The organism is Aeromonas molluscorum 848 (assembly GCF_000388115.1).
GTDB classification, from domain to species: domain Bacteria; phylum Pseudomonadota; class Gammaproteobacteria; order Enterobacterales; family Aeromonadaceae; genus Aeromonas; species Aeromonas molluscorum.
Genome location: NZ_AQGQ01000145.1, coordinates 1 through 10,344, shown reverse-complemented (window position 1 = coordinate 10,344; position 10,344 = coordinate 1). Strand labels below are relative to the sequence as shown.

Below are 10,344 nucleotides of genomic sequence, written 5' to 3'. Positions count from 1 at the left end.
CTCATGTGGATCATCTTGGCTGCAACAATACGCAGACCCGCGCTCTCAAAGCGGTTGTAGATGGCACCGATCAAGTTCTTTGCTGACAGCATCCGGCTTGACGATAGAGAAGGTACGTTCGATAGCCATTAGATCTTCCTTAAACTACAGAGAATTATGATGAGAATTCATGTTCGGCGGCGATTATACGTAAACAAAAACTGGAATAACACACAATAAGGTAACTTTTTGTTAAACAAATTCATCGTTAAAACAACATGCCCGCCTATCTTGCCGCAGCTCAAGCACAAAAAAACGTGCTCTTCCCTACGATCTCTTGGTAAAAGCCGTAAAAGCTGACCTCTCCGTCTTGGATCGTAACCCCGTATCGCCGCCACAGCCGCCTCATACATTCAGGCCAGCAAGCAGCGGCTGACGCCCAAAATCGGCCATTTTGGCCTTGCCAAGGTAAAAAGGCGCCATCATGGCGCCTTGTTCATCACAGAGCAGCAGCGTCTCAAATGTTGCTCAGCGGGTCTCTTCCAGCAGGGCGCGGGCCATGGTGCGCATCCCAAGGGTATTGGCCCCGGGCGCCCAGAGGCCATCGCCATTTTCGTTGAAGCAAGCGGCAAGATCGACGTGCAGCCAGCCCTGCCCCTCGTTGGCAACGAAGCGGGAGAGGAAACCGGCCGCGTTGGAGGCACCACCCGGGCCACCCCCCGGCACCGGGCGACTATTGGCGGTGTCGGCATAGTGGGACGGACACTGCTGGCTATGCCAGGGTTCGAGTGGCAGCGGCCAGGCGGGCTCCTGCTCGGACTCGGCATAGACCATGGCCCGGTTCACCAAGCCTTTGTCCAAGCCAAACAGGGCATTGTAACGCCCCCCCAGCGCCATCACCGCCGCCCCCGTCAGGGTGGCGCCATCGATGATGAGCGGCGCGCCTGACTCGGCCGCGAGCTGCAGACCATCGGCCAGCACCAGACGCCCCTCGGCATCGGTGTTGACTATCTCCACCGTAGTGCCGTTCTTGTAGGTCAGGATATCGCCCAGCTTGTAGGCGTGGCCCGAGACCAGGTTCTCGGCGCAGCAGAGGATGAGCTTTATCCGCTTGTTCAGGCCGCGCAGCATGGCCAACGCCAGGGCGCCCGTGACGATGGCGGCGCCCCCCATGTCATGCTTCATGGTCAGCATGCCCTGAGAGGTCTTCATGGAGTAACCACCCGAGTCAAAGGTGATACCCTTACCGACCAGGGCCGCCGCGACGGGGGCCTTGGGATCCTTGCTCGGGTTGAAGTCCAGCTCCAGCATGACGGGCTCGCGATCGCTGCCGCGTCCCACCTGATAGAGACCGACCCAGCCCGCCTGGGCCAGGGCTTCCCCTTTGAGGATGCGATGGCTTACTCGGTCAGGCGCCAGCTCGGTAATAAAAGCGGCAGCCTCTACCGCCAAGTCCAGCGGCCCCAGCTGTTCGGGCGTGGCATTGGTCATCTCGCGTACCCAGCGTCCGCACAGCCAGCGAGCCTCCAGTTCTGCCCTGTCCTCCTCGCTGCAGGTGGCCCATTGCAGTTCCACTGCCCGCTTCGGGGTCTGCAACCCTTGCGCGAAGGCCCACTGCTGCTCCCTGTCCCAGTGGCCAGCCAGGCTGACCCTGTAGATCCCCTGGCTGCAGAGGCGGCGCGCCGCCTGCTGGATATCGGACAAGGGGGTCGCACTCACCAGATGGATCTGGGCACCGTCGACACGGTGCGAAATGAGGGCGCCTTCGCCCCATTCGGCGGCGGCAAATTCACGGCTTAACCAGATGTTCATGCGCACACCTCCTCGAGCCACCGCGCGATAGTGCGCAGGCCGTGGCCCTTGGCACCGGTGGCCCAGAGATCGTTGCCCGCTTTCTGATAGGCGCCCGCCAAATCCATGTGCAGCCACCCCTTGCCCTCGTCACGGACGAAGCGCGACAGGAATGCGGCGGCCGTGGTGGCGCCGGCCGTGCCTTCGGCGGTGGCCACGTTGCTCATGTCGGCAAAAGAGGAGCCGAGCTGGCCCTGATGCCAGGTCTCCAGCGGCAGCACCCAGGCTTTTTCATTCTCCGCCTTGGCGGCGGCAAGACCACGAGCCTGCTCGGTCTCATCCAGGGCGAACAACGCATTGTAGTCACGTCCCAAGGCCATTTTGGCGGCGCCGGTCAGGGTCGCGGCATCCAGGATATAAGGCGCGCCACTTTCACCCGCCGTCAGCAGGCCATCGGCCAGTACCAAGCGGCCCTCGGCATCGGTATTCTGGATCTCGACACTGATCCCGTTGCGATAGGTGAGGATGTCACCGAGTTTGAAGGCGTGGCCGGAGACCAGGTTCTCGGCGCAGCAGAGGATGAGCTTGACCCGCTTGTCCAGGCCACGGGCGATGGCCAGTGCCAGACCGCCAGTCACCATGGCTGCGCCACCCATGTCGGACTTCATCGGCAGCATGCCATCGGATGACTTCATGCTATAACCACCGGAATCGAAGGTAATGCCCTTGCCTACCAAGGCCGCGGCCACCGGGGCTGCGGGATTGCCAGTCGGGTTGTAATCGAGCTCCAGCAGCACGGGTTCACGCTCACTGCCCCGCCCCACCGACCAGATGCCGATGTGACCGGCCTCCTTCAAGGCTTCACCGCTGGTGATGCGCGCGGTCACCTTGTCACCGGCCAGACCGCGAATGAGCAGCAGGGCGGACTCAGCCAGACTCATGGGGTAGATCTCCTCCGGACAGCCGTTGGTCACGTCCCGCACCCAGGCACTCGCCTTGAGCAGGCCATCGAGAGCCTTGGCGTCTTGCGCCGACTGCTCACCAAATTCCAGCGTCCGCTCACCCTTGGCGGCATAGAATCCTTGGGCAAAAGCAAAACGACGTTCTAGATCCCAGCCTTCCCCCATCAAACGCACCCGCTTGATACCGGAAGACTCCAGGCGACGACCGGCACGCTGGATGGCACGCATCGGCTCTTTGTCTAGATGCACACGGGTCTCATCACCATTAAAACTCAGCAGGGCACCCTCGCCCCAGTGGGCAGGGGCAGCCTGGGTGGACAACACTACATTCATCATCTCAGCCATCTCTCTTGCTTCCTTTTCTTTGGCATACTCTTTTTGGCAAAACTGTCGGCTTCACGCCCTCAATCCACACTGGCCGAACCAGGAAATCGGGCAATAAAAAAGGCCGTCCCCTTTCGGGTCACGGCCTTCACCATATCACTTTTATGTCAGGACTGACTGCATGCTCAATTAACCAGTGCGCAATCAGTGACGCTCGGAGGCAAGGTTGAGGGTGTACTTGGGCAGCTCCACCACCAGATCCTCATCGGCCAGACGCGCCTGGCAGCTCAGACGGGACTCAGGCTCCAGTCCCCAGGCCTTGTCCAGCATGTCATCTTCCAGCTCATCGCTCGGCTCCAGGGAATCAAACCCCTCACGTACCACGCAGTGGCAGGTGGTGCAGGCACAGGATTTCTCGCAGGCATGCTCTATCTCTATGCCGTTGCGCAGGGCTATGTCCAATATGGTTTCACCGCTTGCCCCTTCCAGGGCAGCCCCTTCCGGGCAGAGTTCGGGATGGGGCAAAATGATCAGTTTCGGCATATCACACCTTGTTAACGTCTTGGCCAGTCAGCGCCTTGCGGATGGAGGCATCCATGCGACGGGAGGCAAACTCGCCACTGGCAGCATCCGCCGCCTCGATGGCATCTTTTATTTGATTGGTCGAACCGGACTGCCGCATCTGCTTGAGATGGGCGATGGCGGCGTCGATCTCGGTGCGCTCGCGGGCGCTCAACAGCGCCTCGCCGTCCACGGCCAGCGCGGCATTGAGGCTCTCGATCACCCGGTCCGCGTCCACTTGCTGTTCTGCCAGCATACGCGCCGCCATGTCCTGCTCCGCGTGTTCGATGGAAGCGGTCAGCATGTTGAGGATGTCATCCTCTGCCAGGCCATAGGAGGGTTTGACCTGAATGTCAGCCTGTACCCCTGAGGATTTCTCCATGGCGCTGACCGACAGCAGACCGTCCGCATCCACCTGGAAGGTGACGCGGATGTGGGCAGCGCCCGCCGCCATCGGCGGGATCCCGGTCAGGGTGAAGCGGGCCAGGGAGCGGCAATCTGCAACCAGCTCCCGTTCCCCCTGCACCACGTGGATTGCCATGGCCGTCTGACCATCCTTGAAGGTAGTGAACTCCTGGGCGCGGGCCACGGGTATGGTGGTGTTGCGCGGGATCACCTTCTCGGCGAGGCCGCCCATGGTCTCGAGTCCCAGAGAGAGCGGGATCACATCCAGCAGCAGCATCTCGGCATCAGGCTTGTTGCCCACCAGAATGTCGGCCTGGATGGCGGCGCCTATGGCCACTACCTTGTCCGGATCTATGCTGGTGAGCGGCGTGCGGCCAAAGAAGCTACCGACTTGCTCACGCACCAGTGGCACTCGGGTAGAGCCACCGACCATGACCACTTCCAGCACTTCAGCGGCGCTGAGACCGGCATCTTTCAGGGCGCGGCGACAGGCCAGCAAGGTACGTTTGACCAGGGGCAGTATGAGGGCATCGAACTGGACACGGGAGAGCTCTCCCTGCCAACCGGCGAAGGCGCACGAGACAGAGTCTGTATCGGTCAATCCATGTTTGATGGCGGTCGCGGCATCGAGCAGCTCACGTTGCAGACGAGCATCGAGCTGACCATCCAACCCGGCCTGGGCCTTGAGCCAATCGGCAAGCAGGTGATCGAAGTCATCGCCCCCCAGGGCTGAATCGCCACCGGTGGCCATCACCTCAAACACGCCGCGATGCAGGCGCAGTATGGAGATGTCGAAGGTTCCGCCGCCGAGATCGTAGACGGCAATAACCCCCTCCTGCCCGGAATCCAGGCCATAGGCGATGGCGGCAGCAGTGGGTTCATTGAGCAGACGCAGCACATGCAGACCGGCCAGACGAGCCGCATCCTTGGTGCCCTGACGCTGGGCATCATCGAAATAGGCGGGCACGGTAATGACGACGCCATCGAGGTCGCCGCCCAGGGTCGCGGCACCACGGGCAGCCAGACTCTTGAGTATTTCGGCCGAGACCTGCACCGGATTGACCAACCCCTGACGTGTCAGGATCTGGGGTGACCCATTGTCGCTTGCCACGAATTCATAGGGTTGCTGACGCAGATCCAGATCTGCCAGCGCCTTGCCCATCATGCGTTTGACCGAAATGATGGTGTTCTGGGGATCCTGGGCGGCCTCGGCTTTCGCATCGAAACCGACTCGAATGCTGTCAGCCTGATAGTGAACGGCAGAAGGCAGCAGGGCCCGGCCAGCGGTGTCATTGAGCGTATCGGCCTGACCGCTACGTACCGCAGCAACCAGCGAATTGGTGGTGCCCAGATCGATGCCGACGGCACGTTTATGCTGATGAGGCGCGGCGCTCTGGCCGGGCTCGGCGATTTGCAGTAATGCCATGGGTAATCACATTTCCAGCGTTAGAAGATCAATATTCGAACAGCGAGTCTTCGAAGCGCTCCAGCTCTTCGAACAACTTGTCGACGAACTTGAGTTTGCGCACACAATCGGCCGCCTTGGGATCCTCGCCACTGGCGAGAGTCTGGGTCAGCTGTTGCATCAGGTGGTGGTGCTCCTGGTCGATTTCGCGGCGAAAATCCGCGATGGCCGCCTCAGGTTGCGCATCGCACTTGAGGTCTGCGAGGCGCTCACGCCACTCTAGCTGCTGCATCAGAAACGCAGTGTCTTGCAGGGTTTGCTGTTCAGCTCGAATGTCGGTGCCACGCAGGGAGAGCAGGTACTCGGCACGCAGCAAAGGCGCTTTGAGGGTAGAAAAGGCATCATTGATGCGAGCGGCTTGCTGCACTGAGGCCAGCCGCTCCCGTTCGGGAGCGGTGGCGAAGCGATCAGGATGGAACTGAGTTTGCAGTTGGCGGTAGGTATCCCCTAGCTGCCGGGTATCGATCTCGAACCCCGGAGCCAGACCGAACAACTCGAAATGGTTCATGAGCGACCCTTAGACACTGAAACTTTCGCCACAACCACATTCGCCCTTGGCGTTGGGGTTATTGAACTGGAAGCCCTCGTTGAGGCCCTCCTTGACGAAGTCCAGCTCGGTGCCATCCAGATGGGCAAGGCTCTTGGCATCGACGATGATCTTGACACCCTCTTGCTCGAACACCTTGTCCCCGTCATTCAACTCATCGACGAACTCCAGCACATAGGCGAGCCCTGAGCAGCCGGTGGTCTTGACGCCGAGACGCAGGCCCAAGCCCTTGCCCCGGTTGATCAGAAAACTGGATACCCGCTCTGCCGCGGATGCTGTCATGGTAATGGCCATACTGCTCTCCGGACCTTAAACGAGACCTTTCTTCTGCTTGTAGTCGGCGATGGCTGCCTTGATGGCATCCTCAGCCAGAATGGAGCAGTGGATCTTGACCGGTGGCAGTGCCAGCTCCTCGGCGATGTCGGTGTTCTTGATACCAGCCGCTTCGTCCAGAGTCTTGCCCTTGACCCATTCGGTCACCAGCGAGCTGGAGGCAATGGCAGAGCCACAACCATAGGTTTTGAACTTGGCATCTTCAATGATGCCGGCGTCGCTGATCTTCAGTTGCAACTTCATGACGTCGCCGCACGCTGGGGCGCCGACCATGCCGGTGGCGATGCTGGGATCATTTTTGTCGAAACCACCGACGTTACGGGGGTTTTCGTAGTGGTCTATTACTTTTTCACTGTAAGCCATGATTAACTCCTGCTGATTCCGTTGTAGCCACTGACCTTGAGGATCAGTGGTGTGCCCATTCGACCGTGTTCAGATCGACGCCGTCCTTGTACATCTCCCACAGGGGAGACATCTCGCGTAAACGACCGATGGAGTCACGGATAAGCTTGACTGCGTAGTCGATCTCTTCTTCTGTGGTGAAGCGACCCATGCTGAAACGGATGGAGCTGTGTGCCAGCTCGTCGTTCAGGCCCAGGGCGCGCAACACATAAGAGGGTTCCAGGCTGGCAGAGGTACAGGCCGAGCCCGAAGAGACAGCCAGATCCTTGAGTGCCATGATGAGGGATTCCCCTTCCACATAGGCAAAGCTGACATTGAGGTTGCCCGGCACGCGCTGGTCGAGATCGCCGTTGATGTAAACGGCTTCGATGTCTTTGACGCCATCCCACAGACGCTGACGCAGGGCCATCATGCGTGGTGCTTCACTGGCCATCTCTTCTTTGGCGATGCGGAACGCCTCGCCCATACCGACAATCTGGTGAGTCGGCAGTGTGCCGGAGCGCATGCCGCGCTCATGACCGCCACCGTGCATCTGGGCTTCCAGACGAACACGGGGCTTACGGCGCACATAGAGAGCACCTATGCCTTTGGGGCCATAAACTTTGTGAGCGGAGACGGAGAGCAGGTCGACCTTGAGCGCCTCGACATCGACCGGGATCTTGCCGGCACTCTGAACGGCATCGACGTGCAGGAAAATCTTGCGCGAACGGCACAGGTTGCCGATGGCGGCGATGTCTTGCACCACACCGATCTCGTTATTGACGTGCATGATGCTGACCAACACGGTGTCGTCGCGCATGGCGCCTTCAATCTGCTCGAGGGTGAACAGACCGTTGGGCATGGGCTCGAGGTAAGTCACTTCATAACCTTCACGCTCCAACTGACGGCAGGTGTCGAGCACCGCTTTGTGCTCAGTCTTGGAGGTGATGATGTGCTTACCTTTGCTGGCATAGAAATGTGCTATGCCCTTGATGGCCAAGTTGTTGGATTCAGTCGCACCAGAGGTGAACACGATCTCGCGGGGATCGGCACCAATGAGCTCTGCCACTTGATTACGGGCCAGATCGACCGCCTCTTCGGCCTGCCAGCCGAAACGGTGAGAACGGGAAGCCGGATTGCCAAACAGGCCATCCATGGTGAGGCACTGCATCATCTTCTCTGCGACTCTGGGATCAACAGGGCAGGTTGCCGAATAATCAAGGTATATAGGCAGTTTCATCTTTTTCTCCGTTACAGACCCACCACACATCGGTTGGCTGTGGAAAGCACGTTTATAGTTGGACTTTCAAGCTCACATCACCGCGTTCTACCCGGTCAACCAGGGACAACACGGTCTTCATCTGTTCATCTTGCTTGTCAGCAATGCGGCGCACATCTGCCTGCCCGACCAGTTCGGCCAGGGAGATATCACCGAGGAAACTGGAGATACGTTCGCTGAGATCGCGCCACAGAGAGTGGGTCAGGCACTGGGTGCCGCCATGGCAACCGCCTTTACCCAAGCACTTGGTGGCGTCGACCGACTCATCGACTGCGGTGATCACCTGGCCGACCGAGATGGCCGCCGGATCCAGACCGAGTCGATATCCGCCGCCGGGTCCCCGCACACTGCTCACCAGACCATGCTTGCGCAGGCGGGCAAACAACTGTTCCAGATAAGAGAGAGAGATACCCTGGCGCTCGGAAATATCAGCCAGGGGCACAGGCCCCTGATCAGCATGCAACGCCACATCTAGCATGGCTGTTACTGCATAACGTCCTTTGGAAGTCAGTCTCATATCCGTTACCGTCTTGCGAACCAATTGGCAATTATGGTCACATACCCGACTAAATCAGTCAAGTATATAGTTGACCGTTTTAGTCGGGATTAATCCTGGGGTCTTGGTTTCTGAACCGACGTCAGTATGCCGCGCAAGATGTTGAGTTCGACCGCCTCAGGGCGGGCCCGATTGAACAGGCGACGCAACTTGTTGATCACCTGCCCCGGATGCTCTTCGCTAATGAAGCCGGTCTGCAGCAGCGTCTGCTCCAGATGGCGATAAAACCCATCAAGCTGTTCACCACTCGGGTAGGCGACCTCGTTCATGGGCTCAGGTGCCTGCTCCTGGTTAGCCAGCCAGTGCATGCGTATTTCGTAGCAGAGGGTCTGCACCGCCATGGCGAGGTTGAGGGAGCTGTACTCGGGATTGGCCGGGATGGCCACATGGAAGTGGCACTTCTGCAGCTCGTCATTGGTGAGGCCTGTGCGCTCACGGCCAAATACCAACGCGACCGGATACTGGCTCGCCTCGCTAACCAGTTTCGCTCCCGCTTCGCGCGGATCCAGCATGGGCCAGCTCAGGGTACGGGAGCGGGCGCTGGTGCCAATCACCAAGGCGCAATCGGCGATCGCCTCATCCAGGGTCGCAACGACCCGGGCATTGGCCAGTATATCGCTGGCGCCAGCCGCCAGGGCGTTGGCATGGCTATCGGGCAGCTCCTGGGGATCAACCAGTATCATATTGCTCAGGCCCATGGTCTTCATGGCGCGAGCGGCCGACCCCATGTTGCCGGTGTGAGAGGTGTTTACCAAGACGATACGAATCTTATCCAACATGCCCGGTCAATCTTTCGTGAAAAATGGCGCGCAATTGTAACATAGCCAATGCCCCTTTTGGCATCGTAAATGGCATCCATTTCACAGATAAGAGGGAACTAATCCCCAAGGGAGTCGGGACTAACAAGATAGGAAGATCACGTCGAGGTATGTCGGCATGTTGCCACGCAGATTATATGAAAGCTTGCCAAGTGTTTACTTGGGCGGGGGCAGCTTGTTGCTGCTGCTCGGTCATCGCCCCTTGATATGGGGGGCTGGCGCGCTGTTGTTTGGCTGCGGCGCCCTGCTCTGGATGATGCGTTCCAGCTACAGGCGCACCGACCTGGTCGTTTATCCGCTGCACCGCTGGATTAGCCCCGAGTGGCTCTATGAGGCGCAGCCTTTTCTCCTGCTCGGCTTGGCCATTGCCTTGGGCCAGCTCGAGCAAGGGGGTTGGCTGGCGCTGCTGATTGCTGGCTAGGCCCTGCGTTGTCTCTGGGCAAGGCACCGGCATCGTCATCACACCCCGGGGCTGGTGTTACAACTAAAGCGCAGCACCTTGCGCCGTCGCCACCGCTTGCTCTGATGCCGCCCCTTCCCGCTCGATAAAGTAGGCCAGATCCAGCAAGGGGTACTTGAGCAAGGCAGGCAAGGAGGCCAAATCCAGGCTGTCGATCAGGTTCTTGAGCTCGAGGCCGAGTTCAGTATCCCCTTCAATTTTGAGGCGACGCTGGAAGAAGAGCGTATCCGGGTCTTCCCTGCGCGCCGCAATGAGGATCAGATCCTTGCTGCCACCGCTGAAGCAGACATCCACGCGAGGCGCTCCTTCGGCCAATACCAGGTGCCCTTCCCGCAAGCTGATGAACCAGCGCAGTGCCAGATCCGTCACCTCGACCTTCAACCACTTGCCCGTCAGGAAGTCGAGATCCCCGTCAGCGATGGCCTCTCGAAACACCCGAGCCAGCAAGGGCTCCATCAGCCTGCGTTGCAGGGTAAAGGCACC

12 protein-coding genes and 1 pseudogene are annotated in these 10,344 nt (G+C 59.6%); 1 reads left to right on the top strand and 12 read right to left on the bottom strand.

Going from position 1 to position 10,344, the window contains the following annotated elements; genetic code table 11:
* The 11 genes and pseudogenes from G113_RS20705 to trmJ form a co-directional block, all read right to left on the bottom strand.
* Positions 1–129: pseudogene (locus G113_RS20705) on the bottom strand (nucleoside-diphosphate kinase); the annotation flags it as partial.
* A gap of 378 nt (positions 130–507) precedes the next feature.
* Positions 508–1,791, bottom strand: a complete 1,284-nt coding sequence (gene pepB, locus G113_RS16095) for an aminopeptidase PepB (RefSeq protein ID WP_005907042.1) — start codon at positions 1,789–1,791, stop codon at positions 508–510.
* Entirely contained in the window at positions 1,788–3,077 is a 1,290-nt protein-coding gene (gene pepB / locus G113_RS16090; protein WP_005907040.1) for an aminopeptidase PepB, read from the bottom strand. The genes pepB (G113_RS16095) and pepB (G113_RS16090) overlap by 4 nt, the downstream gene beginning before the upstream one ends.
* A 183-nt stretch (positions 3,078–3,260) precedes the next feature.
* Positions 3,261–3,599, bottom strand: coding sequence for an ISC system 2Fe-2S type ferredoxin (gene fdx, locus G113_RS16085; protein ID WP_005907038.1), 339 nt, complete (start codon positions 3,597–3,599; stop codon positions 3,261–3,263).
* A gap of 1 nt (position 3,600) precedes the next feature.
* Positions 3,601–5,448, bottom strand: coding sequence for a Fe-S protein assembly chaperone HscA (hscA, locus tag G113_RS16080; protein ID WP_005907036.1), 1,848 nt, complete (start codon positions 5,446–5,448; stop codon positions 3,601–3,603).
* 28 nt (positions 5,449–5,476) lie between these two features.
* Positions 5,477–5,995 (bottom strand): co-chaperone HscB, encoded by a 519-nt coding sequence (gene hscB, locus G113_RS16075; RefSeq protein ID WP_005907035.1) that lies wholly within the window; start codon positions 5,993–5,995, stop codon positions 5,477–5,479.
* Positions 5,996–6,004: 9 nt separating this feature from the next.
* The gene (iscA, locus tag G113_RS16070) at positions 6,005–6,328 is read right to left on the bottom strand and encodes an iron-sulfur cluster assembly protein IscA (protein ID WP_005907034.1); all 324 of its coding nucleotides are present in this window, start codon (positions 6,326–6,328) and stop codon (positions 6,005–6,007) included.
* 15 nt (positions 6,329–6,343) lie between these two features.
* The gene (gene iscU, locus G113_RS16065) at positions 6,344–6,730 is read right to left on the bottom strand and encodes a Fe-S cluster assembly scaffold IscU (protein WP_005907033.1); all 387 of its coding nucleotides are present in this window, start codon (positions 6,728–6,730) and stop codon (positions 6,344–6,346) included.
* Between the two features lie 43 nt (positions 6,731–6,773).
* Positions 6,774–7,988 carry an IscS subfamily cysteine desulfurase gene (locus tag G113_RS16060; protein WP_005907032.1) on the bottom strand — a complete coding sequence of 405 codons (1,215 nt, stop codon included), beginning with the start codon at positions 7,986–7,988 and terminating at the stop codon, positions 6,774–6,776.
* A 52-nt stretch (positions 7,989–8,040) separates the two neighbouring features.
* The gene (gene iscR / locus G113_RS16055; RefSeq protein ID WP_040319317.1) at positions 8,041–8,544 is read right to left on the bottom strand and encodes a Fe-S cluster assembly transcriptional regulator IscR; all 504 of its coding nucleotides are present in this window, start codon (positions 8,542–8,544) and stop codon (positions 8,041–8,043) included.
* An 89-nt stretch (positions 8,545–8,633) separates the two neighbouring features.
* Entirely contained in the window at positions 8,634–9,362 is a 729-nt protein-coding gene (gene trmJ, locus G113_RS16050; RefSeq protein ID WP_005907030.1) for a tRNA (cytosine(32)/uridine(32)-2'-O)-methyltransferase TrmJ, read from the bottom strand.
* A gap of 214 nt (positions 9,363–9,576) precedes the next feature.
* On the opposite strand from trmJ, the gene G113_RS21535 reads away from it, so the two are divergent.
* A complete protein-coding gene (locus G113_RS21535) occupies positions 9,577–9,822 on the top strand; it encodes a hypothetical protein (protein ID WP_236611790.1) in 246 nt (81 codons plus the stop codon).
* Positions 9,823–9,885: 63 nt separating this feature from the next.
* On the opposite strand, the gene ubiT is transcribed toward G113_RS21535, so the two are convergent.
* On the bottom strand, positions 9,886–10,344 hold a 459-nt coding region (gene ubiT, locus G113_RS16040), incomplete at its 5' end, for a ubiquinone anaerobic biosynthesis accessory factor UbiT (protein WP_005907026.1).